General features: G+C 69.9%; 26 protein-coding genes and 3 tRNA genes. 8 read left to right on the forward strand and 21 right to left on the reverse strand.

The window, feature by feature from the left end:
• Window positions 1–5: 5 nt before the first annotated feature.
• Window positions 6–353 (forward strand): YciI family protein, encoded by a 348-nt coding sequence (locus tag BJ963_RS10400; protein ID WP_179456434.1) that lies wholly within the window; start codon window positions 6–8, stop codon window positions 351–353.
• Here BJ963_RS10400 and BJ963_RS10405 read toward each other — a convergent pair.
• The 4 genes from BJ963_RS10405 to BJ963_RS10420 form a co-directional block, all read right to left on the reverse strand.
• Window positions 340–975, reverse strand: a complete 636-nt coding sequence (locus BJ963_RS10405; RefSeq protein ID WP_179456436.1) for a hypothetical protein — start codon at window positions 973–975, stop codon at window positions 340–342. The genes BJ963_RS10400 and BJ963_RS10405 overlap by 14 nt on opposite strands.
• A gap of 95 nt (window positions 976–1,070) precedes the next feature.
• Window positions 1,071–1,589 carry an amino-acid N-acetyltransferase gene (locus BJ963_RS10410; protein WP_089908328.1) on the reverse strand — a complete coding sequence of 173 codons (519 nt, stop codon included), beginning with the start codon at window positions 1,587–1,589 and terminating at the stop codon, window positions 1,071–1,073.
• An 88-nt stretch (window positions 1,590–1,677) separates the two neighbouring features.
• Window positions 1,678–4,200, reverse strand: coding sequence for an ATP-dependent Clp protease ATP-binding subunit (locus BJ963_RS10415; RefSeq protein WP_089908325.1), 2,523 nt, complete (start codon window positions 4,198–4,200; stop codon window positions 1,678–1,680).
• 130 nt (window positions 4,201–4,330) lie between these two features.
• Window positions 4,331–4,753 (reverse strand): hypothetical protein, encoded by a 423-nt coding sequence (locus BJ963_RS10420; RefSeq protein ID WP_179456438.1) that lies wholly within the window; start codon window positions 4,751–4,753, stop codon window positions 4,331–4,333.
• A gap of 57 nt (window positions 4,754–4,810) precedes the next feature.
• Between BJ963_RS10420 and BJ963_RS10425 the strand changes: the two genes are divergently transcribed.
• The 3 genes from BJ963_RS10425 to BJ963_RS10435 all read left to right on the forward strand — a co-directional run bounded on the left by BJ963_RS10425 (window position 4,811) and on the right by BJ963_RS10435 (window position 6,624).
• A complete protein-coding gene (locus BJ963_RS10425) occupies window positions 4,811–5,785 on the forward strand; it encodes a pirin family protein (protein ID WP_179456440.1) in 975 nt (324 codons plus the stop codon).
• A 147-nt stretch (window positions 5,786–5,932) separates the two neighbouring features.
• Window positions 5,933–6,214, forward strand: a complete 282-nt coding sequence (locus BJ963_RS10430; protein WP_089908317.1) for a FitA-like ribbon-helix-helix domain-containing protein — start codon at window positions 5,933–5,935, stop codon at window positions 6,212–6,214.
• 11 nt (window positions 6,215–6,225) lie between these two features.
• Window positions 6,226–6,624, forward strand: a complete 399-nt coding sequence (locus tag BJ963_RS10435; protein ID WP_246298027.1) for a type II toxin-antitoxin system VapC family toxin — start codon at window positions 6,226–6,228, stop codon at window positions 6,622–6,624.
• 36 nt (window positions 6,625–6,660) lie between these two features.
• Here BJ963_RS10435 and cls read toward each other — a convergent pair whose 3' ends face one another.
• The 15 genes from cls to tilS form a co-directional block, all read right to left on the reverse strand.
• Window positions 6,661–8,124 carry a cardiolipin synthase gene (cls, locus tag BJ963_RS10440; protein ID WP_179456444.1) on the reverse strand — a complete coding sequence of 488 codons (1,464 nt, stop codon included), beginning with the start codon at window positions 8,122–8,124 and terminating at the stop codon, window positions 6,661–6,663.
• Window positions 8,125–8,283: 159 nt separating this feature from the next.
• Complete coding sequence (locus BJ963_RS10445) at window positions 8,284–8,457, reverse strand: hypothetical protein (protein ID WP_018192119.1); 174 nt, start codon at window positions 8,455–8,457, stop codon at window positions 8,284–8,286.
• Window positions 8,458–8,490: 33 nt separating this feature from the next.
• Window positions 8,491–10,020: a lysine--tRNA ligase gene (gene lysS, locus BJ963_RS10450; protein WP_179456445.1), complete on the reverse strand. Its 1,530-nt coding sequence runs from the start codon at window positions 10,018–10,020 to the stop codon at window positions 8,491–8,493.
• Window positions 10,021–10,061: 41 nt separating this feature from the next.
• The gene (gene panC, locus BJ963_RS10455; protein WP_179456446.1) at window positions 10,062–10,940 is read right to left on the reverse strand and encodes a pantoate--beta-alanine ligase; all 879 of its coding nucleotides are present in this window, start codon (window positions 10,938–10,940) and stop codon (window positions 10,062–10,064) included.
• Window positions 10,941–10,974: 34 nt separating this feature from the next.
• The gene (locus BJ963_RS10460) at window positions 10,975–11,838 is read right to left on the reverse strand and encodes a Rossmann-like and DUF2520 domain-containing protein (RefSeq protein ID WP_179456447.1); all 864 of its coding nucleotides are present in this window, start codon (window positions 11,836–11,838) and stop codon (window positions 10,975–10,977) included.
• Window positions 11,838–13,670, reverse strand: a complete 1,833-nt coding sequence (locus tag BJ963_RS10465) for a PH domain-containing protein (protein WP_343037257.1) — start codon at window positions 13,668–13,670, stop codon at window positions 11,838–11,840. The genes BJ963_RS10460 and BJ963_RS10465 overlap by 1 nt, the downstream gene beginning before the upstream one ends.
• Window positions 13,667–14,152 (reverse strand): PH domain-containing protein, encoded by a 486-nt coding sequence (locus tag BJ963_RS10470; protein ID WP_179456448.1) that lies wholly within the window; start codon window positions 14,150–14,152, stop codon window positions 13,667–13,669. Before BJ963_RS10470 ends, BJ963_RS10465 begins: the two co-directional genes overlap by 4 nt.
• Window positions 14,136–14,615, reverse strand: a complete 480-nt coding sequence (locus BJ963_RS10475) for a DUF3180 domain-containing protein (RefSeq protein ID WP_089908299.1) — start codon at window positions 14,613–14,615, stop codon at window positions 14,136–14,138. Before BJ963_RS10475 ends, BJ963_RS10470 begins: the two co-directional genes overlap by 17 nt.
• Window positions 14,612–15,154, reverse strand: coding sequence for a 2-amino-4-hydroxy-6-hydroxymethyldihydropteridine diphosphokinase (gene folK, locus BJ963_RS10480; protein ID WP_179456449.1), 543 nt, complete (start codon window positions 15,152–15,154; stop codon window positions 14,612–14,614). Before folK ends, BJ963_RS10475 begins: the two co-directional genes overlap by 4 nt.
• Window positions 15,151–15,534 (reverse strand): dihydroneopterin aldolase, encoded by a 384-nt coding sequence (gene folB, locus BJ963_RS10485; RefSeq protein WP_179456450.1) that lies wholly within the window; start codon window positions 15,532–15,534, stop codon window positions 15,151–15,153. The genes folK and folB overlap by 4 nt, the downstream gene beginning before the upstream one ends.
• On the reverse strand, window positions 15,527–16,330 hold the full coding sequence (gene folP, locus BJ963_RS10490) for a dihydropteroate synthase (RefSeq protein WP_179456451.1): 804 nt from the start codon (window positions 16,328–16,330) through the stop codon (window positions 15,527–15,529). The genes folB and folP overlap by 8 nt, the downstream gene beginning before the upstream one ends.
• The gene (folE, locus tag BJ963_RS10495; protein WP_179456452.1) at window positions 16,327–16,905 is read right to left on the reverse strand and encodes a GTP cyclohydrolase I; all 579 of its coding nucleotides are present in this window, start codon (window positions 16,903–16,905) and stop codon (window positions 16,327–16,329) included. The genes folP and folE overlap by 4 nt, the downstream gene beginning before the upstream one ends.
• Window positions 16,906–16,918: 13 nt before the next feature.
• Window positions 16,919–18,922: an ATP-dependent zinc metalloprotease FtsH gene (ftsH, locus tag BJ963_RS10500; RefSeq protein ID WP_089908283.1), complete on the reverse strand. Its 2,004-nt coding sequence runs from the start codon at window positions 18,920–18,922 to the stop codon at window positions 16,919–16,921.
• A 78-nt stretch (window positions 18,923–19,000) separates the two neighbouring features.
• Window positions 19,001–19,552: a hypoxanthine phosphoribosyltransferase gene (gene hpt / locus BJ963_RS10505; protein WP_089908281.1), complete on the reverse strand. Its 552-nt coding sequence runs from the start codon at window positions 19,550–19,552 to the stop codon at window positions 19,001–19,003.
• A 16-nt stretch (window positions 19,553–19,568) separates the two neighbouring features.
• Complete coding sequence (tilS, locus tag BJ963_RS10510; protein WP_179456453.1) at window positions 19,569–20,660, reverse strand: tRNA lysidine(34) synthetase TilS; 1,092 nt, start codon at window positions 20,658–20,660, stop codon at window positions 19,569–19,571.
• A gap of 45 nt (window positions 20,661–20,705) precedes the next feature.
• On the opposite strand from tilS, the gene BJ963_RS10515 reads away from it, so the two are divergent.
• Window positions 20,706–21,197 carry an inorganic diphosphatase gene (locus BJ963_RS10515; RefSeq protein ID WP_179456454.1) on the forward strand — a complete coding sequence of 164 codons (492 nt, stop codon included), beginning with the start codon at window positions 20,706–20,708 and terminating at the stop codon, window positions 21,195–21,197.
• Between the two features lie 79 nt (window positions 21,198–21,276).
• On the opposite strand, the gene BJ963_RS10520 is transcribed toward BJ963_RS10515, so the two are convergent.
• Both BJ963_RS10520 and BJ963_RS10525 read right to left on the reverse strand, forming a co-directional pair.
• The gene (locus BJ963_RS10520) at window positions 21,277–22,563 is read right to left on the reverse strand and encodes a C40 family peptidase (protein ID WP_179456455.1); all 1,287 of its coding nucleotides are present in this window, start codon (window positions 22,561–22,563) and stop codon (window positions 21,277–21,279) included.
• Window positions 22,556–23,842, reverse strand: coding sequence for a peptidoglycan DD-metalloendopeptidase family protein (locus BJ963_RS10525; protein ID WP_179456456.1), 1,287 nt, complete (start codon window positions 23,840–23,842; stop codon window positions 22,556–22,558). The genes BJ963_RS10520 and BJ963_RS10525 overlap by 8 nt, the downstream gene beginning before the upstream one ends.
• A gap of 352 nt (window positions 23,843–24,194) precedes the next feature.
• Between BJ963_RS10525 and BJ963_RS10530 the strand changes: the two genes are divergently transcribed.
• The 3 genes from BJ963_RS10530 to BJ963_RS10540 all read left to right on the forward strand — a co-directional run bounded on the left by BJ963_RS10530 (window position 24,195) and on the right by BJ963_RS10540 (window position 24,554).
• A tRNA-Glu gene (locus BJ963_RS10530) sits at window positions 24,195–24,267 on the forward strand.
• A 77-nt stretch (window positions 24,268–24,344) separates the two neighbouring features.
• Window positions 24,345–24,421, forward strand: a tRNA-Asp gene (locus tag BJ963_RS10535).
• A 60-nt stretch (window positions 24,422–24,481) separates the two neighbouring features.
• Window positions 24,482–24,554 (forward strand) — tRNA-Phe (locus BJ963_RS10540).
• Window positions 24,555–24,586: the final 32 nt, after the last annotated feature.

Consider the following 24,586-nt stretch of genomic DNA (forward strand, 5'->3'; position numbering starts at 1 on the left):
CGACCATGCCGCAGTACGCCATCCTCATCTTCTCCGACCCCACCGCGGAGCACGACGCCGCAGAGCTCGCCGAGCACGACGCGCACTCCGCCGACCTCATCCGATCCGGCGCGCTCGCGGCCGCCTATGCGCTCGCGCCGCGGACGGCCGCCCGCTCGGTCCGCGCCGAGAGCGTCACCGATGGACCGTTCACCGAGAGCAAGGAGCTGATCGCCGGCATCGGCATCATCGAGGCTCCCGACCTGGACGCGGCCCTCGCCATCGCGCGCCGCAATCCGGCGACACGGCACGGAGCCGGCGTGGAGGTGCGCGAGATCGAGAGCGCCTACCTGCGCGAAGCTACTGCAGGATGAACTGCTTCGTCTCCGCGCTCTTGATGCCCGAGACGGTGGTCTCCAGGTGGTACGAGGCTCCGGCCGCCGGCACCTGCTCGCGGCTCGCCTGACAGGTGGACGGGTCCGAGCGGGTGCGGTCCCACGTGATCGGCGCCTTCGAGGAGATCGTCTTGGCGGGCTCCAGCAGCACCTCCGCATCCACCTTGTCGCTCTGGCAGTCCGTCGACTTCCAGTAGACCTCCGACCCGCTGGTGATCGTGAACACCTGCTGTGCGGTGCCCGCGTCGATCGTGCACGCCTTCGAACCGGTGTTGGTGAGCGCGACCGACAGCTGCGGGAGCTCGCCGGCGGCATACACGGCCTTGTCCGTCACGGCCTCCACCTTCACATCGGCGGGCTTGCACGGCTGGCCGTCCGCCGTGGCGCTGGTGGTCGGGATGCTCGTCGCCACAGCGGCCGGGGTGGTGGTGCTGCCCGGCGCGGGCTTCTTGCCGGCGGGCTCTCCGTTCGAGGCGCCGGGACGAACGACGATCAGGACGATGACGATGACGACGGCGATCACGCCGAGGAGGACGATGAGCCTGCGGCGCCAGTAGACGCCGCTGGGCTGGGGGCCGACCGGGTTCTTGAACGTCGACATGCCCGCACTATAGCCAGCGCACGGCGGCGCGCCGGGCAGGCGCGCCCGGCGTTCCGCGAGCCCTCAGCGAGCGACCGGAGGCGCTGCGACGCGACTCAGAGCCGCTTCAGCATCCGGGTGTTGCCGAGCGTGTTCGGCTTCACGCGCGCAAGGTCCAGGAACTCCGCGACGCCCTCGTCGTGCGAGCGCACGAGCTCGGCGTAGAGCTGCGGGTCGACCGTCGACTCCCCCATGTCCTCGAAGCCGTTGCGCGCGAAGAAGTCGACTTCGAAGGTCAGGCAGAACAGGCGGTTCAGGCCGATTTCGCGCGCATCCGCCTCCAGCCGGCCGAGCAGCGCCCTGCCGACCCCCTTGCCGAGCCAGCCGTCGGCGACCGCGAGCGTGCGCACCTCGCCGAGGTCGCTCCACATCACGTGCAGCGCGCCGCAGCCGATCAGGCTGCCGTCGGCGTCCTCCGCCACCCGGAACTCCTGCACCGACTCGTAGAAGGTGACGGTCTCCTTGCCGAGCAGGATGCGTCGCTGCACCAGAGGCTCCACCAGCTCCTGGATGCGGGGGACATCGCCTGTCCGCGCCCGCCTGATGCTGAACCCTGGTCCGCTCTCACCGCTCACCGTTCCACCCTACCGAGCCAGAACACGGCGGAAGGGCCGGCCTCCGAGGAGACCGGCCCTTCCGTGTGTCACGCTGTCGCGACGACGATCACTCGTTCGCGGCGAGGTCCGGCGTCGCCGGCCCGGTGCCGATCGCGGCCGTGGCGTTGATCCCGGCGCCGATGGGCTCCTTGCGCGCGGTCGTCGTGAAGACGAACTCGCCGTCGGCGAAGTCGACGTGGACGTGGTCGCCCGCGTTCAGCTCACCGTGCAGGATCCGCTCGCTCAGCCGGTCCTCGATCTCGTGCTGCACCGCGCGGCGGAGCGGGCGGGCGCCGAGCGTCGGGTCGAACCCGACCTCGATCAGCCGCTCCTTCGCCGGGACGGTCAGCTCGATGGTCATGTCGCGGTCGAGCAGGCGGGTCGACAGCCGCTTGATGAACAGGTCGACGATCTGCAGGAGCTCGCTCTTGTCCAGCTGCGGGAAGACGATGATCTCGTCGACACGGTTCAGGAACTCGGGCTTGAAGTTCTTCTTCAGCTCCTCGTAGACCTTGCCGCGCATCCGGTCGTAGCCGGTCTGCGGGTCGCCCTCGATCTGGAACCCGACGGGGCCGCCGGAGATGTCCTTCGTTCCGAGGTTCGTGGTCATGATGATCACGGTGTTCTTGAAGTCGACCACGCGTCCCTGGCCATCCGTCAGACGTCCCTCCTCCAGGATCTGGAGCAGCGAGTTGAAGATGTCCGGGTGCGCCTTCTCGATCTCATCGAACAGCACGACGCTGAACGGCTTGCGGCGGACCTTCTCGGTGAGCTGGCCGCCCTCCTCGAAGCCGACGAACCCGGGAGGGGCGCCGAAGAGACGGGAGACGGTGTGCTTCTCGCCGTACTCCGACATGTCGAGGGAGATCATGGCCGACTCGTCGTCGAACAGGAACTCGGCGAGCGCCTTCGCCAGCTCGGTCTTACCGACACCGGTGGGGCCGGCGAAGATGAACGAGCCGGACGGACGCTTCGGGTCCTTCAGGCCGGCGCGGGTGCGGCGGATCGTCTTCGAGAGAGCCGCGATGGCCTCCTCCTGGCCGATGACGCGCTCGTGCAGCGCCTTCTCCATGTAGACGAGCCGGGCCGACTCCTCCTCGGTGAGCTTGAACACCGGGATGCCGGTCGCCTGGGCCAGCACCTCGGCGATGAGACCCTCGTCGACCTCGGCCGTGGTCTTGACCTCACCCGAACGCCACTGCTTCTCGAGGCGCAGCCGCTCGCCGAGGAGGTTCTTCTCCTCGTCGCGGAGGCTGGCCGCCTTCTCGAAGTCCTGGTCCTCGATCGCGCCCTCCTTCTGGGAGCGGACGGCGGCGATCTTGTCGTCGAACTCGCGCAGCTCCGGCGGCGCCGACAGGATCGACAGGCGCAGGCGGGCGCCGGCCTCGTCGATCAGGTCGATGGCCTTGTCCGGCAGGAAGCGGTCCTGGATGTAGCGGTCGGCGAGGTTCGCCGCGGCCACGATCGCGCCGTCGGTGATGGACACCTTGTGGTGCGCCTCGTAGCGGTCGCGCAGCCCCTTGAGGATGTTGATCGCGTGGGGCAGCGACGGCTCGGCCACCTGGATGGGCTGGAAGCGGCGCTCGAGGGCCGCATCCTTCTCGAAGTGCTTGCGGTACTCGTCGAGGGTGGTCGCACCGATGGTCTGCAGCTCGCCACGGGCCAGCAGCGGCTTGAGGATGCTGGCCGCGTCGATCGCGCCCTCCGCGGCACCCGCGCCGACGAGCGTGTGGATCTCGTCGATGAAGGTGATGATGTCGCCGCGGGTGCGGATCTCCTTGGTGACCTTCTTCAGGCGCTCCTCGAAGTCGCCGCGGTAGCGGGAACCGGCGATGAGCGAGCCGAGGTCGAGCGTGTAGAGCTGCTTGTCCTTCAGCGTCTCCGGCACGTCACCGCGGACGATGGCCTGCGCGAGGCCCTCGACGACGGCCGTCTTGCCGACGCCGGGCTCGCCGATCAGCACGGGGTTGTTCTTCGAGCGGCGCGACAGGATCTGCATCACGCGCTCGATCTCCTTCTCGCGCCCGATCACCGGGTCGAGCTTGTTGTCGCGCGCCGCCTGCGTGAGGTTGCGGCCGAACTGGTCGAGGATCTGGCTACCGGCCTGCGCGGTGGTCTGATCGTTGCCCCCGACCTGGACCTGCTCCTTGCCCTGGTAGCCGGAGAGGAGCTGGATGACCTGCTGGCGCACGCGGTTGAGGTCCGCGCCGAGCTTCACGAGCACCTGGGCGGCGACGCCCTCGCCCTCGCGGATCAGGCCGAGCAGGATGTGCTCCGTGCCGATGTAGTTGTGGCCGAGCTGCAGCGCCTCGCGGAGGCTGAGCTCCAGCACCTTCTTGGCGCGCGGCGTGAACGGGATGTGCCCGGTCGGCTGCTGCTGGCCCTGGCCGATGATGTCCTGGACCTGCTCGCGGACCGCGTCCAGCGAGATGCCGAGCGACTCGAGCGCCTTGGCGGCGACGCCCTCACCCTCGTGGATCAGGCCGAGCAGGATGTGCTCCGTCCCGATGTAGTTGTGGTTGAGCATCTTGGCCTCTTCCTGGGCCAGGACGACGACACGGCGGGCGCGGTCGGTGAATCTCTCGAACATGTCTACTCCTCGGCGACACCGTTGCAGGTTCGGCGTCGATACAAAGAGAGTAACCACCGCTCCCCCTGTCCCGTTGCCCTGTTCGCCGTGGGCGTGACGTGCCGTCGGGGACCGAGCGGATTGCGGCCGATCAGCCCCGATCGGCGGGCAGCGTGAGCGTCGAGTCGGGCAGGACGATGCTCACACCGGAGTCCTTCGCGATGCGGTCGGGCGTTGCGAAGACGGTGGTGTGCGGCACGTAGTCGCGCGTGCAGATGCCTCCGGGTGCCGGAGCCAGCGTGGCCGTGATGGTGTCGCCCGCGGTCGCGGTCACGCTGGCGACCTTCGGGGGGCACGTGGAGCTGCCGTAGAGGACGATCGCGAACCGGTCGCCCCCGTCGAGCCAGGCGGCCCAGGACGCGCCGCCCGCGCTGCTCGCCGGAGCATCCACCCCCTTGGGCTCCCCCGAGTAGTCCTCGACCGGCTTGCCCGCCGCCGTGCTGCAGCCGGCGAGCGCCGCGACCACCAGGATCGCCGCGGCGGCGGGGAGGAGTCTGGTCGCGATCCGGGGCACTCCACCATTCTAGGAAGGCCGCCTCCGACCTTCCTGCCCGACGCCTAGGATGCCGCTATGAGCAATCTGGAGCGCGATCCGGCCGAGCTCGTCGCCACATCGGCCGTGCTCACGGACGCGGGCGTCGAGATCCTCGAACCGCGGGATGTCCCGCTCGGCGGCCCGCGCGCGATGACCGTCCGGCGCACCCTCCCCCAGCGTCGCCGTTCGCTGATCGGCGGCTGGTGCTTCATCGACCACTACGGCCCCGACGACGTGTCGGCGACCGGCGGGATGCAGGTCCCGCCGCATCCGCACACCGGCCTGCAGACGGTGAGCTGGCTGTTCGAGGGCGAGATCGACCATCGGGACAGCGTCGGCAGCCATGCGCTCGTCCGGCCGGGCGAGCTGAACCTGATGACGGCCGGTCGCGGGATCAGCCATTCCGAGGTGTCCACACCGGGCACGGAGCGGCTGCACGGCGTCCAGCTCTGGGTGGCGCTACCCGGCGCCTCGCGCGATGTCGCGCCGTTCTTCGAACATCACACGCCCGCCGTGGGCAGCATCGGCCCGGCTACGGTGCGGACGTTCGTCGGCTCGCTGGCCGGGAGCGGGACGACCGCGACCGTGTTCTCCCCGCTGGTCGGGGCGGAGATCGTCGTCCCGGCCGGAAGCCGCATCGAGGTCCCGCTCGACGTGGACTTCGAGCACGGCGTGCTCATCGATGCCGGCGATGTCACGATCGACGGCACCCCGGTTCCGGTCTCGCATCTGGCCTATCTGTCCCCTGGGCGCACGAGCCTCTCGGTGGGCGCCGAGACGGATGCGCGCATCGTGCTCCTCGGCGGGGAACCGCTGGGCGAGCAGATCGTGATGTGGTGGAACTTCATCGGCCGCAGTCACGAGGACATCGTCGCCTCGCGGACCCAGTGGCAGGCCGAGGTGATCGCCGGCGCCGATCCGCACGGCCGTTTCGGCACGGTCGACGGCTATGACGGTATGCCGCTTCCGGCGCCCGAGCTGCCGACGGTCCGCCTACGGCCGCGCGGCTGACGCGGTTCCGTCCCCAGGCTGACGCCGACCCGACTTCTCCACAGTTCGGAGGGCGGCCGGGCGCTCCGACGCACGCCCGGGTCAGAATAGACGTACAGTGCATGCAGATCTCTTGTTTCTGCATGCATCAACGTCTAAACTGAACCCATGGGAGTCACCGTGCAAGTGAGAGATCTGGATCCGGCCGTCAACGATCGCCTGAAGGCGGCGGCAGCGGCGAAAGGGCTGTCGTATTCCGAGTATCTGCGCAGGCAGCTCACCCGCATCGCGGAGAGGCTGCGCATCGAGGAGCGCTGGGCGGAGGTGACGGTCGAGCACCACGCGCTGAGCGAGCGCCAGGGTTCGAACGCGGCTCCGCGTCGTCGACCGCTCGACATCACCACCGAGGAGATCGTCCACGGCATCCGCGACGACCGGCAGAGCCGATGATCGCGGCGGTAATGGACTGCAGCGCACTCGTCGAACTGCTGTCGCGCGACGGTCTCGCCGCGTTCGAGGAGAACGACGAACTGGCGGAGTGCATCCTGGTGGCCCCTCACCTGATCGACCCGGAGTTCGTCAGTGCGATGCGCCGGCACGCGCTCCGGCGACCGGGCGACGCTCAGCTCGCCGAGCAGGTGATCCTCGAGTTCTCGCGGCTCGAGATCATGCGCGTGGAGCACGAGCCGCTGTGGCCGGACGCCTGGCGGTGGCGCGACAATCTGACCGTCTACGACGCGATGTACGTGGCTCTCGCCCGCCTCCTCGAGTTGCCGCTCGTCACGGCCGACGACCGCCTCGCCGCGGCAGCGGAACGCTGGTGCGAGGTCAGGCCGCTGCGCGAGCTCCGGCCGGCGTGACATTCCGGGGTGTGGCTCCGCACGCGCGGCGTCGCCTCACTGCAGCGCGGAGGTCAGCCTGGCCAGGTTGTCCAGAACGGTGGAACGGAGCGGCTGCTTCATCCACTCGTCCAGGGTGAGTTCGCGGCTGTCTTGGCGATAGCCGTCCTCGACCTTGCGCATCTCGTCCACGAACGAACGCCCTCGCACCATCAGGGAGACCTCCATGTTCAGCTGGAAGGAGCGCATGTCCATGTTGCTCGAACCGATGACGGCGACGTCGTCGTCGATGGTGAAGTGCTTCGCATGCAGGATGTAGGGGGCTTTGTACATCCAGATCCGGACTCCGGCCCGCAGCAGCGCCTCGTAGTACGACCGCTGGGCGTGATAGACGAGCGCCTGGTCGCCGATCTCGGAGACGAACAGGTCGACACGGATGCCACGCTGCACCGCCGAGGTGATCGCCATCAGCATCGACTCGTCCGGCACGAAGTACGGAGAGGTGATCACGATGCGCTCCTGCGCGTAGTACAGCAGGGCGAGGAAGAGTCGGAGGTTGTTCTCGCCGGCGAACCCGGGCCCGGAGGGCACGACCTGGGCGTCGAGCTCGTTGGCGTCGATCTCGTCGGTGATGGGCTCGGTCTCACGGCGGAGGAGCTCATCGGTCTCGCTGTACCAGTCGGTGATGAAGATGGCGTTCAGACCGGCGACGATGGGCCCCTCGAGACGGACGATGAGCTCCTTCCACTTCAGCCCGCGCCTGATGTTCGACTTCTTGTTGTAGCTGCGGTCGATGACGTTCTGCGACCCCATGAACGCCACGCGGCCGTCGACCACGAGCAGCTTGCGGTGGTTGCGGAGATCGGGCCGCTGGTACTTCCGTTTGAGCGGCTGGACGGGCAGCATCAGCTGCCATCGCGCTCCCATGGCGGTGAGCCGCTTGAGGGTGCGCTTGTAGTCCGGCGTCCGGAGCGACGCGATGTGGTCGAGGAGCACGCGAACGGTCACCCCGCGCTGGACGGCGGCCTCCAGAGCATCGAAGAACGGGGCCGTCGTCTTGTCGAGCGTCAGGATGTAGAACTCGACGTGGACGTATCGCTTCGCCTTGCCGATCTCCTCGGCCATCGCGTCGAGCGAGCCCTGGTAGTCGCCGTTGAGGGTCGCCCGGTTACCGCCGACGAGCGGCATCGCCCCGAGGTTGCGATTCAGCTCGACCACGCCCTCGAGCCACGGGGGCCACGGATGATCGCGGCGGACGCGCTCGATGCCCTCCGTGCTGTCGATGATGAAGCGGTTGATCTCGTCCTGCTTCTGCCGTCGGCTCTTCGGGAGCTTGTAGCTGCCGATCAGGAGGAAGAACAGGATGCCGATGTACGGGATCAGGAAGATCGCGAGCAGCCAGGCGGTGGCCGAGGTGGGCTTGCGGTTCCGCGGCACGAAGATGATCGCGAGAACGCGGATGACGAAGTCGATGAGAAGTGCCAGGACGATGGAGAACGAGACCCAGAACCCCGTCTCCATGCACGCATCCCTCGGTCGACCGCGGAAAGACGCGAACGCGTCCCCAGGGATACCGTAGCGGGAACGGCATACCGTCGCGGCAACGGCACGGCCACGACACGAGAGGTCCGCCTGGGCGTGCCCGGGATCACCCGCGAGACTGGGGTGCCCCTCTCGGGGTCAGGCTTTGGGGGCGAGGCCCCGGCGGGCGCGCTCCTCGGCTTCCAGCCGCGAGTAGGCCTTGCGCTCGTTGCGGTCGGCGCGCACGATCGCGCGCATGATCGCCCAGAACAGCAGGCCGACCAGCACGGTCGGTGCGAGGGCCCAGACGATACCGCTGATGACGTCGTTCATAGCGCCTTCATCGTACCGCCGGCTCCTGGGAGGCTACTTCACCAGTGGGAAGAGGATCGTCTCGCGGATGCCGAGGCCGGTCAGCGCCATGAGCAGGCGGTCGATTCCCATGCCCATGCCTCCCGTCGGCGGCATACCGAACTCGAGGGCGCGCAGGAACTCCTCATCGAGACGCATCGCCTCGTTGTCGCCCGCGGCCGCCAGCTTCGCCTGCTCGACGAAACGCTCCCGCTGCACGACCGGGTCGACGAGCTCCGAGTAGCCGGTCGCCAGTTCGAAGCCCCGCGTGTACAGGTCCCACTTCTCGACGACGCCATCGCGCGAACGATGCGCGCGCACCAGCGGGCTGGTGTCGACGGGGAAGTCCATGACGAAGGTCGGGCGCACCAGGTCGGTCTTGACGTAGTGCTCCCACAGCTCCTCGACGTACTTGCCGGGCAACGGGTGCTCGATCTCGATGCCGGCGAGGGCCGCGAGCTCGCGCAGGCGCTCGATCGGGGTCTCCGGGGTGATCTCCTCACCGATGGCGTCCGAGAGGCTGTCGTACATGCGGATGCGGTCCCACTGGCCGCCGAGGTCGTACTCCGTGCCGTCTGCCCACGTCACCACGTGCGATCCGGAGACCGCGACGGCGGCATCCTGGATGAGCGTCTGGGTGAGGTCGGCGATGGAGTTGTAGTCGCCGTACGCCTGGTAGGCCTCCAGCATGGCGAACTCCGGCGAGTGCGTGGAGTCGGCGCCCTCGTTGCGGAAGTTGCGGTTGATCTCGAACACGTGGTCGATGCCGCCGACGACGGCGCGCTTCAGATAGAGCTCCGGCGCGATGCGCAGGTACAGCTCCGTGTCGAAGGCGTTGGAGTGGGTCACGAACGGCCGAGCGGAGGCACCACCGTGCATCACCTGCAGCATCGGCGTCTCGACCTCGACGAATCCGCGCTCGCCGAACGTGCGACGGAGGCTCGCCACCGCGGCCGCACGGTCGAGGACGGTCTTGCGGGCCTGATCGCGCGCGATCAGATCGAGGTAGCGGGCGCGGACGCGGGTCTCCTCGCTCAGCTCGCTGTGCAGGTTCGGCAGCGGCAGGAGGGCCTTGGCGGCGATCCGCCACTCCCGCGCCATGACGGAGAGCTCGCCGCGGCGGCTGGAGACGACCTCGCCCGATACGAACACGTGGTCGCCCAGATCGACGAGCTCCTTCCACGCGCTCAGCGACTCCTCGCCCACCTCGGCGAGGGACACCATGACCTGGATGCGCGAGCCGTCGCCGGCCTGCAGCACCGCGAAGCACAGCTTTCCGGTGTTGCGCAGGTGCACCACACGCCCGGCGATGCCGACGATCTCGCCAGAGCCCTCGTCCGGCTGCAGATGATCCCACTTCGCGCGCACGGCCGGGATGGTCGTGGTGACCGGAACGTGCACCGGGTAGGCGCCACCGCCGGGGCCCTCCGCCTCGGCGAGCAGACGGTCGCGCTTGCCGAGCCGGACCGCCTTCTGCTCGCTGATCTCGGCCTCGCTGAGCTGGTCGTCGCCGAGGTCGGCCGCGGTGGTCTGCGCGTCGGTCATCGCTGTCTTTCCGTTCGAGGGGGCGGGCGGTGGTGCGGGGGTCACGTCGTGAGGCGCTGGTTGTCGATCAGCCGGGTCGTTCCGACGCGAGCGGCGATCAGCATCAGGGCGGGACCGTGGTGGTCAGGCGACGCTTCGCGGAAGGTATCCGGGTCGACGATCGCGAGATAGTCAAGCTTAACGGCTGGGTCCGCCTCCACGTGCGCGCGGGCGGCGCGGAGGGACGCCTCCACTCCGTCCCCCGCTCGTTCCGCCCCGGCGCCGAGAGCGCGGGACAGGGTCACGGCGGCGAGCCGCTGGTCGTCATCCAGGTACCGGTTGCGGCTGGAGAGCGCGAGACCGTCCGACTCGCGCACGGTGTCGACGACCGCGATCGAGACCGGGAGGTTGAGGTCGTCGACCATGCGGCCGATGACGTGCACCTGCTGCGCATCCTTCTGACCGAACACGGCGACGTCGGGCTGGACGATGTTGAAGAGCTTGCTGACGACCGTCAGCACCCCATCGAAGTGCCCGGGGCGGGATGCACCCTCGAACAGGAGTCCCGACTCCCCCGCGATCACCCGCGTCTCCGAGGGACCGCTCGGATACATCTCGGACGCGGACGGCGCGAACACGACATCGGCGAGGCCCTCCAGGGCGGTGACGTCCGCATCGAGCGTGCGCGGGTAGCGTTCCAAGTCCTCGCCCGGGCCGAACTGCAACGGGTTCACGAAGATCGACACCACGACGAAGCCCCCGAGGTCACGGGCCTGCGACACCAGCCGCAAGTGCCCCTCGTGCAGCGCACCCATGGTCGGCACGAGCACGACGCGACCGGTGGGCGCGTCGGACGGGCCGTCCTGGTGCGCGACACGGCGCGCATCCGCGACCCGGGCCCGCAGCTCGGCGATGGTGGTGATGATCTCTGGCATGCGCATCCCTCCGGCCGGGTCGGAACCGGCCGGAACCAGGCTACTCGCCGCGCAGGAACCACCCGCGCCCGTCGTCGTCGGGATCGCCCTCGGCGGTGCGGTCGCGAGCACCGCCCGAGCCGCCCGACGAGCCGGGAAGCGGTCCGACCGAGGCATCGTCGTTCAGCGCACCGATCACATCGAGGTCCAGCCGGGTCGGCGCTCCCGCGCGGGTCAGCGCGTTGTCCACCGCCGAGCGGATGAGCGAACTGAGGAAGGAGCCGGGCTTGTCGACGCCGATGCTCTTCAGCAGCCCCGTCGACTGCTCGACGATGGACCGCGAAAAGGCCGTCGCCGTCGCGATCGCCTCGGCGTAGGCGGGCCGATCGCCCTCGTCCACCACCACCGGCTCGCCGCCCATCTCGACCACCAGGGCCTGCGCGATCGGCAGCACCGGCGCGGGGGCGGTCACCGCGAAGTAGCTCTCGCCGAGGCGGGCGAGGTCGAGGCTCGTCCCGGTGAACTCGAGGGCCGGGTGGATGGCGAGCGGGATGGCGCCGGCGGCCGCCGCGGGCTGCAGCACCTCGATCCCGAAGCCCGGCGCGGTATGCATCACGATCTGCCCGGGCTGCCACGTGCCGGTCGCGGCGAGACCGGCGACCAGGCTCGGGAGCTCCGCAGCGGGGACCGCGAGGATCACCAGCTCACTGCGTTCCACCACGGTCGGGATGTCGAGCACCGGAACGCCGGGGAGCATCGCCTCTGCGCGTTCCCGGCTCTGCTCGGAGACCGCGGACACCCCGACGATCGCGTGGCCGGCGCCCGCGAGCGCGAGGCCGAGCACGGGGCCGACGCGTCCGGCGCCGACGATCCCCACGCCGAGCCGGCCGGAACGCTGCGAAGGCGGACGGGCGGATGGCAGCATCAGTGCTCCTTCTCGATCGGAGGTGCAACGTCGACACGCGGCGCAGCATCGACACGCGGCACGGCATCGACACGCGGCGCGGCATCGACACGCGGCGCGGCATCGACACGCGGTGCTGCATCGACACGCCGCGCGGCATCGACACGCGGCCCTGCGTCGGCACGGGAGCCGCCGTCGGGCGCAGCCTGCCCCCAGCGGTGGCTCCGGTCGGCGGCGGCCGCGGCGACGGCGCGGGCCGACACCTCCTCGAACAGCCGGACGCCGGTCGGTGCGTCGATCGCCGCCAGGCGCGGCCGGACCGGGCCGGACACGGTGTGGAAACGGGCCTCGGCGAGCGCGAGCGCCGCATCCAGCGGTCCCTGCTGCAGCTCCAGGCTCTGCAGGCGCGCGAGCGGCACGATCGCGAGACTCCGCCAGACGAAACCGCGGCGCAACAGGATCGCATCGTCCACCACGCGGAAGCCGGTGCGCTGCCACGAGAGCGGACGGATCCACGCCGCCCGGCGGGGACTCCCGACGTAGGCGTCGCGGCCGGCCGACGACATCCCCGACTCGATCAGCTCCCGGTGCTCGTCGGTGGCGAAGCCGGGCAGCGCCAGCGCCAGGACGCGGAAGACGTCGACCGCGTCGCCCACCGGCAGCATCGTCGTGTTCGGCTGCCCGGCCGCCCCCTTCTCGCGGGAATGGCCCGCCGTGTCGATCCGGATCTGCCACCAGCCGAACGGGCGCCACAGCAGCGGCTGCAGCACTTCGACGGCGTGGATGCGGCCGGGCGGCAGGGTCTCGTTGCTCGTGCTCAGCAGGCCGAAGCCGACGCGCACGCCGTCCGGCGTCCCGGCGATCGAGTACCGCAGCGACTTGGTGAACCGGTTGATGTAGAAACTGGCCGAACCGATCAGCCCGGGCAGCACGACGATGAGGAGCCACAGCTCGCCGCTCGACGCTCCCCAGATCAGGAACGCGACGACGACGAGCACGAAGACCGTGAATCCGCTCAAGAGCAGGGACCCCAGCAGCCGGAGCGGCGGGATCTTCACGACCGACTCCGGTGGCGCCGCGTTCGGGTCGAGCTCGGGCGCCAGGAACTCGTTCACGCGGCGCCCGACGAGATCCCCCACCGCGGCGACGCGCGACGGCCCCGCACCGGGTACGTTCTCGCCACCGACGGCCTCCGCAGTCGCCCCCGCACCGTCCGCTGCCGCCGCACCAGCAGCCGCCGCGGCGGCCTCCGCGGCCTCCGCGGCACGCACTCCCGACGCCAGCCGCAGGACGTCCGCACGCAGGCCGTCCGCCAGCGACGACCCCAGGTACGCCAGCTGCACGTTCGCGTCATGGCCGGCGACCGACACATCCAGCTTGGCCGCCCCGAAGATCCGGGCGAGCACCGGGCGCACGACGTTGATGCCCTGGATGCGGTCCAGCCGCGCCTTGCGCTGGGTGCGGAACAGGATGCCGCTGCGCACCTCGACCGCGTCGCCGGTGATCCGGAAGCTGTGCATCCTCCACGACAGATAGAAGGCGCCGAAGCAGAGCAGCAGCACGACCGCCACCCCGAGCAGCGCCCAGCCCTCCCAGCCGTGGTTGTAGATCGCGTCCAGCGGGTCGCCGCCGTAGTCGGGGGCGCCGACGAAGAAGCCGATCAGGCGTTCGCGCAGGTTCGAGAGTACGAACCCGAACAGGGCGATGAACACGATGCCGCCGCGGAGCAGCGGGGTCGCAGGATGCAGCCGATGCCACTCGCCGTCGGTGTACCGCTCGGCGGCCCGCTCCGCACGCGTGAGGGGCGGGCCGAGGGGCGGACCCGTCGGCGCGCCGCCATCCGGGGCGCTCACAGCCCCGCCCGTCTGCTCTCTGCCAGCTCGACGAGCCGGTCGCGAAGCTCGGCGGCTTCCGGCTCCGGGAGGCCGGGGACCATCACCCCGGTGGAGGCTGCGGCCGTCACGAACTTGAGGTCGGCCAGTCCGAGCATCCGGCTGACCGGTCCGCGGTTGATGTCGATCAGCTGCATGCGCCCGTACGGCACCGACACGAAACGCTGGAACATGATGCCTCGGCGGAACAGCAGGTCGTCGTCACGCAGCCGGTAGCCGATCGAGCGGGCGCGCCGCGGGGCGATGATGAGGGCGATCACCGAGATGACGACAACGACGACGAGCGCCAGCCAGCCGAACGGCCAGCCGCCGACCAGCCACAGGAACAGCGAGGCCGCCGCCAGCACTAGGCCGGTGATCACGGTGCTCGCGATGACGACGAGGACGTACTTGGGTGAGACGCGGCGCCAGTCGCCGACGCTCAGGTCAATCCGATCGGGCATTCACGGTCTCCGTGCGGTCGTCGTCGTCGCCCGGGGGCAGGGTGCAGAACAGCTCGGCCACGAGCCCGGCGACGAGCAGGATCACCGCTCCGGCGGTCGCGAGGGCGGTCAGCAGGATGGCGTTCCCGCCGGGCAGGACGTCCCGGCTGAGCAGGTACGCGCCGAGCCCGACGCCGATGCCCGTGAGCAGGGCGCCGCTCAGGCCGCACGCCTTGGCGAGCACCACGATCCTGGTCGCCTGGAACGGGTCGATGCGGCGCACGCTCCTGCCGCGGACGGCACGGCGGATCGGCAGCGCGAACGCGATGACGATGATCGCCACCGCGACCAGCGTGATCGGCAGCGTCAGCGGCGGGATGAAGATCGGCTGTCCCATCCCCGCGGCGGTCAGCTCGGCCAGGAAGCCGATGACGAGCCCGGCGACGCCGAGGCCGATGAGCGAGCTCGGACGGGTGCGCTTCACGAGCGGGCCTCCCAGACACGGACCGGGTCGGTGGCGCGGGCGGCGAGGTCCGCGACCGGCCCGAAGCCGGCGAGCCGGGCGTCCGGGTCGACGTCGAGCCAGGGCACGAGGACGAAGGCCCGCTCGTGGGCACGCGGATGCGGCAGCACGATGCGCGGGTCGTCGTCGGACACGATCCCGTCGTAGTCGACGATGTCGATGTCGATGGTGCGGTCGCCCCAGTGCTCCTCGCGGACGCGGCCCAGCCGGTCCTCGACGCGGTTGACGGCGTCCAGCAGCGCGAGCGGTTCGAGCAGGGTGCGGACGAGCGCGACGGCGTTGAGGTACGCGGGCGCCTCGACATCGATGCCGTCCGGCTTCAGCGCGGGCGTCTCGTACAGGCGCGAGACGGCACGCACGTCGACGCCGGCCTCCTCCCGGAGCGCGTCGACAGCGGCCTGGATGGTGCCGGCACGGTCGCCGAGGTTGCTCCCGAACGCGAGCACGGCGGGAACGCCGACCCGCATGCGGACCGGCTTCCCCAGCGGCGCGGCGTTCACGCGCGCCCCCGGGTGATGCGGACGGCGACATCCCCGAACGGGACGCTGATCGGCGCCTGCGGCTTGTGGACGGTCACCTCGACGGCATCCACCGGCTCATGGGCGAGCACCGTCTCGGCAACGCGCTCGGCGACTGTCTCGATCAGGTCGACCGGGTCGCGCTCCACGGCCGCGACGACCTCCTCGGCCAGCTCGCCGTAGTGCACGGTCGCGGCGAGATCGTCACCGGCGGACGCGACCGAGAGGTCGAGCCACGCCGTGACATCGACGACGAACTCCTGCCCCTCGGCGCGTTCGAAGTCGAACACACCGTGGTTGGCGTGGACGCGCAGACCGGTCAGGATGATCGAGTCGGCGGGCCGAGCCTGGAGGCTACTCATCGCGTCCAGCTTGCCATGCCCGCACGACGTCGAGGGCGATCCGGGTCGACGGAATGTCGTGGACCCGGACGGCCCACGCTCCCGCCTGCGCGGCCAGCGCCGAGATCACGGCCGTCGGGGCATCCCGCGCCTCGGCGGGCGCACCCTCGGGCAGCAGCGCCCCCAGGAACCGCTTGCGGGAGGCGCCGATCAGCACCGGGTACCCGAGCGTCTCGATCTCGTGCAGCCCGGCGAGCACCTGCCAGTTGTGACGCGCGTTCTTCGAGAAGCCGAGCCCGGGGTCGAGGATGAGTTTGGCAGGGTCGACGCCGCGCCGCACGAGGTCGGTGACGCGTGCCGACAGCTCGGCGCGGACCTCGGCCACCGTGTGCTGATAGACCGCCCGCGAGTCGGCCGCGTCGAGGCGTCCGCGCCAGTGCATCGCGACGTACTGCGCGCCGGTCTCGAGGAGCACCTCCGGCATCCGCTCGTCGGCGAGCCCTCCGGAGACGTCGTTGATGATCGCCGCGCCCGCCTCGACGGCGGCCCGCGCGGTGGACGCGTTGAGCGTGTCGACGCTGACGGTCACCCCGCGGGAGGCCAGCTCGCGGATCACCGGGACGACCCGCGCCTGCTCGTCGACCGGGTCGACGCTCGCGGCTCCCGGCCGGGTGGACTCGCCGCCGACGTCGACCAGGTCGGCGCCCTGCGCGACGAGGTCGAGGCCGTGCGCGATGGCGGCGTCCGGCTCCAGCCAGAGCCCGCCGTCGCTGAACGAGTCCGGCGTCACGTTGAGGACGCCCATGATGAGGGTCACTTGACGCCGCGCCCGATCAACGCGATGAGCTCGGCCCGGACCACGGGGTCGGTGTACGCCCCGCGAGCGGCGACGGTCACCGTCGTGCTGCCGGTCTGCCGGGGGCCGCGGGTGGTGACGCAGGAGTGCGCGGCGTCGAGGACGACGAGCACGCCGCGCGCGGCGGCACCCTGCTCGATGGTGTCCGCAATCTGCTCGGTCAGTCGCTCCTGGATCTGCGGGCGCGACGCCAGGGTGTCGATGGCACGCGGGATGCGGCCGAGCCCGATCACGGTGTCCCCCGGCAGGTACGCGACGTGCGCGACGCCGACGAACGGAAGCAGATGGTGCTCGCACACGGAACGGAACTCGATGTCGCGCAGCAATACCGTCTCGGCCTGGCGGCCCTCCTCGAGCGGAACCGGCTGCCCGAGGTCGGCTGCGGCATCCCGCCCGATCCCGGCGAAGAATTCGGCGTAGGAGTCGGCCACGCGCGAGGGCGTGCTCTCCAGGCCCGGACGCGCCGGATCCTCGCCGATGGCGGCGAGGATCTCGGCGACGGCCGCTTCGATGCGCGGACGATCGATTCCGCTCATGCGCGCGACGGCCCTAGGCGGTCGCCGGGCGCGGCTTGATCGCGGGCGAACGCTTCGGCTTCGCCGCCGGCGGCTCGGAGTCGACGCCGCCGTCCACCGCGCCCGCGTCGATCGGGGCCTTGGGGAACGGGATGGGCGGGACATCCGAGATCGGACGCTTGTCGCTGGACAGCCACTGCGGGCGCTCCGGCAGCTTCTTCACGTCGGCGAAGATCTCGGCGATCTGGTTGTGGTCGAGGGTCTCGTGCTCGAGGAGCGACGCGGCCAGACGATCGAGGACTGCGCGGTTCTCGTTGAGCACCTCCCACGCCTCGTCGTGCGCCTTCTCGATGAGGGCGCGCACTTCGGCGTCGACCCGCTCGGCGATCCGCTCGGAGTAGTCGCGCTGGTGGCCCATGTCGCGGCCGAGGAACATCTCGCCGTTCGCCTGGCCGAGCTTGACCGAGCCGATGTCGGCGCTCATGCCGTACTCGGTGACCATCTTGCGGGCGATGGAGGTCGCCTTCTCGATGTCGTTCGAGGCGCCGGTGGTCGGGTCGTGGAACACGATCTCCTCGGCCACGCGACCGCCCATGGCGTAGGCGAGCTGGTCGAGCAGCTCGTTGCGGGTGATGGAGTACTTGTCCTCCAGCGGGAGCACCATCGTGTAGCCGAGGGCACGGCCGCGCGGCAGGATGGTGATCTTCGTCACGGGGTCGGTGTGGCGCATCGCCGCGGCGGCGAGCGCGTGTCCGCCCTCGTGGTACGCCGTGATGAGCTTCTCCTGGTCCTTCATGACCCTGGTGCGCTTCTGCGGACCGGCGATGACGCGGTCGACGGCCTCGTCCAGCGCGCGGTTGTCGATCAGCTGCGCGTTCGACCGGGCGGTGAGCAGGGCGGCCTCGTTGAGGACGTTGGCCAGGTCGGCGCCGGTGAAGCCCGGCGTCTTGCGGGCGAGCACCTCGAGGTCGACCGATGCCGCCAGCGGCTTGCCGCGGCCGTGCACCTCGAGGATCTTCTTCCGACCGAGCAGGTCGGGCGCATCCACGCCGATCTGGCGGTCGAAGCGGCCGGGGCGCAGCAGCGCGGGGTCGAGGATGTCGGGACGGTTGGTCGCCGCGATGAGGATGACGTTGGTCTTGGGGTCGAAGCCGTCCATCTCCACCAGGAGCTGGTTCAGCGTCTGCTCGCGCTCGTCGTGCCCGCCGCCGAGTCCGGCGCCGCGGTGACGGCCGACCGCGTCGATCTCGTCGATGAAGATGATCGCGGGCGAGTTCTCCTTCGCCTGCTGGAACAGGTCGCGGACGCGGCTCGCGCCGACGCCGACGAACATCTCGACGAAGTCGGAACCCGAGATCGAGTAGAAGGGCACACCGGCCTCACCCGCGACGGCGCGGGCGAGCAGGGTCTTGCCCGTTCCGGGAGGGCCGTACAGCAGCACGCCCTTCGGGATACGGGCGCCGACCGCCTGGAACTTGGCCGGCTCCTTCAGGAAGTCCTTGATCTCCTGCAGCTCTTCGATCGCCTCGTCCGACCCGGCGACGTCGTCGAAGGTGACCTTCGGCGTCTCCTTGGTCACGAGCTTCGCCCGCGACTTGCCGAACTGCATGACCTTGTTCCCGCCGCCCTGCATGCCGGAGATCATGATCCAGAAGAACACGCCGATGAGGAGTGCCGGGATGAGGAAGCCGAGGATGTTGACGAACCAGTTCGGCTGCGGGACCTCGTCGTCGTAGCCCTTGGGGAGGTTCGCGTCGTCGACCGCCTTCACGACGTCCTGGCCGCGCGGGGTGACGTAGTAGAACTGCACCTGGTTGCCCAGGTTGCCGTCCGGCTCCTTGAGCGTCAGGTCGACGCGGTTCTCGCCGTCGACGATCTTCGCGCTCGACACCTTGTCCTGGGAGAGGTACTCCAGGCCCTTCTGCGTCGAAACGCTCTTGAAGCCCGACATCGTGATGAGGCTGGAGCCGATCCACACGATGATGATCGCCAGCACGACGTACAGAATCGGGCCGCGGAAGATCTTCTTGACGTTCATGGTGCGACCACAGTACCGCCTGGGCGCTGTGGGTCGCCTGCGTGTTCGCTCTGGGCGGTCTGCGTGCGGCCCGCTGCCTCAGCTGTAGACGGCGGGGGCCAGGATTCCGACCCCGCGCAGGGTGCGGTAGCGCTCGTCGTAGTCGAGGCCGTAGCCCACCACGAACTGGTTGGGGATGTCGAAGCCGACGTACTTCACGTCGATCTCGACGCGCGCGGCATCCGGCTTGCGGAGCAGGGTGAAGATCTCGATGGACTCCGGGCCGCGGCTGCGCAGGTTCGACAGCAGCCAGGAGAGCGTGAGACCCGAGTCGATGATGTCCTCGACGATCAGGACGGTCTTGCCGCTGAGGTCGGTGTCGAGGTCTTTCAGGATGCGGACGACGCCGCTGGACTGCGTCCCGCTGCCGTACGAGCTGACGGCCATCCAGTCCATCGTGACGGGGATGCGCAGCTCACGGGAGAGGTCGGCCATCACCATGACCGCGCCCTTCAGGACGCCGATCAGCAGGACGTCCTTGCCGGCGTAGTCCCGCTCCACCTCCCGGGCCAGCTCGGCGATGCGGGAGCGGATCTGCTCCTCGGTGATCAGAATCTCGGTCAGGTCGTTCTGAACGTCCGTGAGTTCCATGGGGGAGGCGCTGTCCTTACGTGGTGGGGTGAAACGTGAGCAGCCCGTTCTGCCTGACCACTCTAACGCCTGGCAGGTCGACCGGCCCCTGTCCGTGCCAGTCGGTGATGAGCGCCGCGACCGCGAGCGTGTGGGCACGCGTGAGGGACACGCCGAACTCCGCGGAGACCACCAGCCGGATGATGCGCTGGCGGAGCGCCGCGGGGTCGGCCGCCAGACCGCGGACGTCGAGCGCGACCGCGCCGTCGTCGGTCTGGCTGACCAGTTCCAGCGCCCATTCCAGCGCGAGGCCGTCGAGCGCCTCGTCGTCCTCGCGCAGCTGCTCGGCCGTCCGCGCGAGGGCCTCGGCGACCCCGGGCCCGAGCTCACGCTCCAGCACCGGGAGCACCGTCGTGCGCACGCGCACGCGCGTGTAAGAGGGGTCGTCGTTGTGCGGGTCGTCCCAGGGCTCCAGCAGGCTGTCGGCGCAGAAGGCCCGCGTCTGAGTGCGGCGGAGGCCGAGGAAGGGGCGCAGCAGGCGGCCCGTGTCGGGCAGCATCCCCTGCAGGCTCGACGGGCCGGAGCCGCGGGCGAGGCCGAGGAGGACCGTCTCCGCCTGGTCGTCGAGCGTGTGGGCCAGCAGGATGCGCTCGGCGCCGGTGGCTACGCGAGCGCGGTCGAACGCGGCGTGACGGGCCGCACGCGCCGCGCCCTCGGGGCCACCGTCGCCCTCGACGGCGACGCGGTCGACGATCACCGGGTCGAGACCCAGGGTGCTCGCCTGCTCCGCGGCACGGGCGGCCACGGCATCCGAGCCGGGCTGCAGGCCGTGGTCGACGATCACCGCACCGGCACGGAATCCGTTCCTGGGCGCCTCGAAGGCGGTCGCCGCGGCGAGGGCGAGCGAGTCCGCTCCCCCGCTCAGGCCGACCAGGACGAGCGCTCCCGGGTGGAGGGGCGATGGCCGCTCCGGACCGTGGTCGTCGTGCGGGTCGACCTCCGGCAGGGCCGCCGCCGCAGCGAGCGCCGTGCGGACGGCGCGGCGGGCGTCGGCGATCGGCGGGGTCAGGCGCGGGCGGCGCTGCGGGTCGGGCGAGGCCTGCCCGGCCTCCGATCCGTCGAGGTGCATCCAGTAACGTTAGTGCAGGTTTCGCACAGAGCTAAGGAGTACGGAATGGCCGAATACGACGTCGTCATCGAGATCCCGAAGGGGAGCCGCAACAAGTACGAGGTGGACCACGAGACGGGTCGCGTGTACCTCGACCGCGTGCTGTTCACCAGCTTCGTCTACCCGACCGACTACGGCTTCTTCGAGAACACGCTGGGCGACGACGGCGACCCGCTGGACGCCCTGGTGCTGCTCGAGTACCCGGTGTTCCCGGGCGTCGGCGTGAAGGTCCGCCCGGTCGCCGTGCTCAACATGAGCGATGAGGCCGGCGGCGACGCGAAGGTCATCGCGGTGCCCTACAAGGACCCGCGCTGGCAGCACATCCAGGATGTGGACGACATCCCGGAGCAGACCCGCAAGGAGATCGAGCACTTCTTCGCCCGCTACAAGGACCTCGAGCCGGGCAAGTTCGTCAACATCGAGGGCTGGGGCGACGCGGCCGAGGCCGACGGCCTCATCCAGAAGGCGATCGCGAAGCTCGCCGCCGGGGGCCACTGACCCATCCCCCGTCGAGTACGCAAAAACTGCACGTCATCCGGCTGGATGGCGTGCAGTTTTTGCGTACTCGACGGTGGGGTCAGGCGCTGGGACGGGCGACCAGGCGCCAGGGGGAGCCCCAGACGGACTGCACCTTGACGACGTCGCCCTCGGTCGGAGCCGCGATCATCATGCCGCCGCCGATGTAGATGCCGACGTGGTAGAAGTCCCCGGGACCGCTGCCCCAGAAGATCAGGTCGCCGGCCTGCTTGGCGCTGTACGAGACGAGCTGGCCCCGGTTGGCGGCGGTGTAGTACTGGTTGTTCACCGAGTGGGAGCCGATGTAGAGGCCGGCGTAGGCGTACGCCTTCATGGTCAGGCCGGAGCAGTCGTAGCCGACAGGACCCTCGCCGCCGAAGATGTACGGCTTGCCGAGCTGCGCGCGCGCGTACGAGATCGCCGTCTGCACGACGTTGCCGTTCGGGGCGGCCGGCGCCGACCCTCCGCCGCCCCCACCGCCGGACGAGGCCGGCGGCTTGGGCGCCGCGGCCTGCTGCTGTTGCTGCTGCCGGAGCGCCTCCTCCTGCGCCTTGCGCGCGGCCTCCTGCTGCGCCTTCACCTGCTCCCCCTGCAGATACGCGGCCTCGGTCTGGGTCGAGGTGTTCTTCAGCGTGGCGAGCTGGGCGACGAGCTCCGTCGACTTCTGCTGCTGCGTCGCGAGGGCGGACTGCGCGGCCGCCTGCGCGGACTGCGCCGCGGCCAGCGCCTTGTCCGCCTCGGCGGCCAGGGCTTCGCGCTCGGTCTTGGCGGACTTGGCCTGCGCGGTCAGCGCGTCGGCGGTGTTCTTGTCCTTCGTCGCCTGCTCGTAGACCGCCTTCGACTGCTCCGTCAGCTTGCTCATCGTGCCGAGCTGGAACAGCAGTTTGTCCGCCGCGTCGCCGGATCCCCCACCCTTCAACATCAGGTCGGTGGTGACGTCCCCGCCGCCCGACTTCGCCAGGTGGGAGGCGAGGAGCCCGGCGCGCATCTTCGAGGTCTTGGCCTTCTCGGCCGCGGCCCCCGCCTGCTTCTCGAGGTCGGCGGCCTTCGCCGTGGCCGCGTCGAGCGCGTCCTTGGCCTGGAAGTAGGCTTCCGCCGCCTTCTCCGAAGCGATGCGGGCGGCATCCACGCTGGACTGGAGGTTGCCGATCAGCGTGGTGATGTTGTCGATCATCGCCTGCTGGTTGGCCACGTTGTTCTTGGCCTGCTGGACGTCGTTCCACGACGGGTAGTCGACCGCCTGAGCAGGGGTGACGATGCCGATGGATGCCGTGACCGCGCCCATGACACCCGCACCGATGGCGAGGCCCGGACGGACCCGGCTGCTCTTCTCGTTCTGGTTAGCCAAGGGGGGCCTGCCTGTCTCTCATGAAGGGGATGCCGTCGATCTTCTCGCCGCCGACCCGCACCTCGTAGTGGAGGTGGCATCCGGTGGAGGCGCCGGTCGTCCCGACGCGGGCGATGGGCTGGCCGGCTCCGACCTGCTGGCCGATGCCGACCATGATGCCGCCGTTGCGGATGTGCGCGTACCCGGTCTGGATGCCGCCGCCGTTGTCGATCAGGACGAAGTTTCCGTACGACCCGTTGGGTCCTGCGTAGACGACCGTGCCGTCGTGGGCCGCGTAGATCGGCGCGTTGCAGGAAGCGCCGATGTCGATACCCAGGTGGTAGGTGCTGCCGACGCCGCCGGGAGACGGACGGGCGCCGAAGCCGTCGGTGATCGGACCGGCTGCGGGCACCGCCCACCCCTGCGGTCCGACGTAGCCGCCGGGGAGTCCGCCGGAACCGCGGGCTGCTGCCGCTGCGGCAGCAGCCGCGACGCCGGCCTGATAACCGGCGACGGTCTGCGCCGTCGCGTCCTTGAGCGCGGCGAGCTGCGCCTGCATGATGACGATCTGCTTCTGCTGCTCGGCGAGTTTGTCCTGCGCCGCTTTCGCCGCCTCGATCGCCGCCTGCATCGCCGCCTCTGCGACGACGCGCAGACGCTCGCGCTCGGCCTTGGCGACGGTCGCCTGATCGGACAGCGATTTCGCGGTGTTCTGCGCGGCCTTGGCGTCGGAGTACACCTTGTTGGACTGCTCCACCAGCTTCGACATGCTGCCGAGGTCGGAGAGCAGCTGCTCCGGACTCGTGGAGGTCGCGTTGTTGCCGCTGAGGAAGAGGTTGGCCGTGAGGTTCCGGCCGCCGGTGCGGTAGAGCTGGGCGGCGAGCTTGCCCGCCTGCGCGCTCGCGTCGTCCGCCTTCTTCTGGCTCGCGGCTGCCTGGGACTCGAGATTGGACGCCTGGATCGCGGCCTTGTCGAAGTCCGCTTGAGCGGCCTCGAGCTCTTCGCCGCGCTTGACCGCGGCGGCCTGCGTGTCGGCCACCTCCTGCTGGAGCTGGGCGATGAGGCCGTTGATGCGGTTGACCTGAGCGGAGGCGGCCGCTTCATTGGCCTTCGCGGCCTGAACATCCTGCCAGCTCGGATAGTTGTCGGCGTAGGCGGGGGCGGCGACGGCGCCGATCGAGGCGACGACACCCACGACGAGGGCGGCGAGGGCTCGCGTCGCGCGGGCGCCGAGGACCGCCCGGCGGCGTTCGCCGCGGGTGGTCGGGGGAACCGTTCGGCTGGTCGTTTCGCGTCTCATGCTGTTTCTCGGCCCGCTCACTTCTGCGTCGACGTTCGTCACGCGAGTCACACGCGCCTCACCGTCAACATGCGCAACTCTAGCAACATACGCTTTTCCGTCCTGGTCGGAGGCCGGAATGGGGGTGGGATCGGCGTGCGTCCGCACGAGCGGTCGGGGGACCGCCTGGCTCGCAGACTATGGCGCTGCTTCGCCCGACCCGAGGATTTCCGAGTGGCGTTGCGCGAACCGGTGCCGGGCTCCCCACACGCCGACCCGCCCGGGATCCGAACCCGATTCGCATTCTCCTTCGCACTTCCGTATGCTTATGCGTCGGTGGTCATCGGAAAGCGCAAGCAATTCGGGACAATCCGGCCCCATCGTTTAGCGGCCTAGGACGCCGCCCTTTCACGGCGGTAGCACGGGTTCGAATCCCGTTGGGGTCACGCCGAACGGTGTCCACTAGTATGGATGAGCAGTAAAAACTCAGAAGCACCGCACAATTGAAAAAGCACCACAGTAAGGCCCTGTAGCGCAGTTGGTTAGCGTGCCGCCCTGTCACGGCGGAGGTCGCGGGTTCAAGTCCCGTCAGGGTCGCCACGGCGACAAGCCCTTCCCACCGGAAGGGCTTCCGTCTAAGTGGATGCTCACGCATCCCCTGGCTCTGTAGCTCAGTTGGTAGAGCGTTCGACTGAAAATCGAAAGGTCACCGGATCGACGCCGGTCGGAGCCACCGAGAAAACCCCCGGATTCCCAGCGGAATCC

Source organism: Leifsonia soli, from assembly GCF_013408745.1.
GTDB classification, from domain to species: Bacteria; Actinomycetota; Actinomycetes; order Actinomycetales; family Microbacteriaceae; genus Leifsonia; species Leifsonia soli.

Bases quoted from the DNA above. Each gene is read 5' to 3' on its own strand.
- BJ963_RS10400 (WP_179456434.1), top strand. From the start codon at position 6: ATGCCGCAGTACGCCATCCTCATCTTCTCCGACCCCACCGCGGAGCAC.
- BJ963_RS10405 (WP_179456436.1), bottom strand. From the start codon at position 975: ATGTCGACGTTCAAGAACCCGGTCGGCCCCCAGCCCAGCGGCGTCTAC.
- BJ963_RS10415 (WP_089908325.1), bottom strand. From the start codon at position 4,200: ATGTTCGAGAGATTCACCGACCGCGCCCGCCGTGTCGTCGTCCTGGCC.
- BJ963_RS10425 (WP_179456440.1), top strand. From the start codon at position 4,811: ATGAGCAATCTGGAGCGCGATCCGGCCGAGCTCGTCGCCACATCGGCC.
- BJ963_RS10430 (WP_089908317.1), top strand. From the start codon at position 5,933: ATGGGAGTCACCGTGCAAGTGAGAGATCTGGATCCGGCCGTCAACGAT.
- BJ963_RS10435 (WP_246298027.1), top strand. From the start codon at position 6,226: ATGGACTGCAGCGCACTCGTCGAACTGCTGTCGCGCGACGGTCTCGCC.
- cls (WP_179456444.1), bottom strand. From the start codon at position 8,124: ATGGAGACGGGGTTCTGGGTCTCGTTCTCCATCGTCCTGGCACTTCTC.
- BJ963_RS10445 (WP_018192119.1), bottom strand. From the start codon at position 8,457: ATGAACGACGTCATCAGCGGTATCGTCTGGGCCCTCGCACCGACCGTG.
- lysS (WP_179456445.1), bottom strand. From the start codon at position 10,020: ATGACCGACGCGCAGACCACCGCGGCCGACCTCGGCGACGACCAGCTC.
- panC (WP_179456446.1), bottom strand. From the start codon at position 10,940: ATGCGCATGCCAGAGATCATCACCACCATCGCCGAGCTGCGGGCCCGG.
- BJ963_RS10460 (WP_179456447.1), bottom strand. From the start codon at position 11,838: ATGCTGCCATCCGCCCGTCCGCCTTCGCAGCGTTCCGGCCGGCTCGGC.
- BJ963_RS10470 (WP_179456448.1), bottom strand. From the start codon at position 14,152: ATGCCCGATCGGATTGACCTGAGCGTCGGCGACTGGCGCCGCGTCTCA.
- folB (WP_179456450.1), bottom strand. From the start codon at position 15,534: ATGAGTAGCCTCCAGGCTCGGCCCGCCGACTCGATCATCCTGACCGGT.
- folE (WP_179456452.1), bottom strand. From the start codon at position 16,905: ATGAGCGGAATCGATCGTCCGCGCATCGAAGCGGCCGTCGCCGAGATC.
- ftsH (WP_089908283.1), bottom strand. From the start codon at position 18,922: ATGAACGTCAAGAAGATCTTCCGCGGCCCGATTCTGTACGTCGTGCTG.
- hpt (WP_089908281.1), bottom strand. From the start codon at position 19,552: ATGGAACTCACGGACGTTCAGAACGACCTGACCGAGATTCTGATCACC.
- tilS (WP_179456453.1), bottom strand. From the start codon at position 20,660: ATGCACCTCGACGGATCGGAGGCCGGGCAGGCCTCGCCCGACCCGCAG.
- BJ963_RS10515 (WP_179456454.1), top strand. From the start codon at position 20,706: ATGGCCGAATACGACGTCGTCATCGAGATCCCGAAGGGGAGCCGCAAC.
- BJ963_RS10525 (WP_179456456.1), bottom strand. From the start codon at position 23,842: ATGAGACGCGAAACGACCAGCCGAACGGTTCCCCCGACCACCCGCGGC.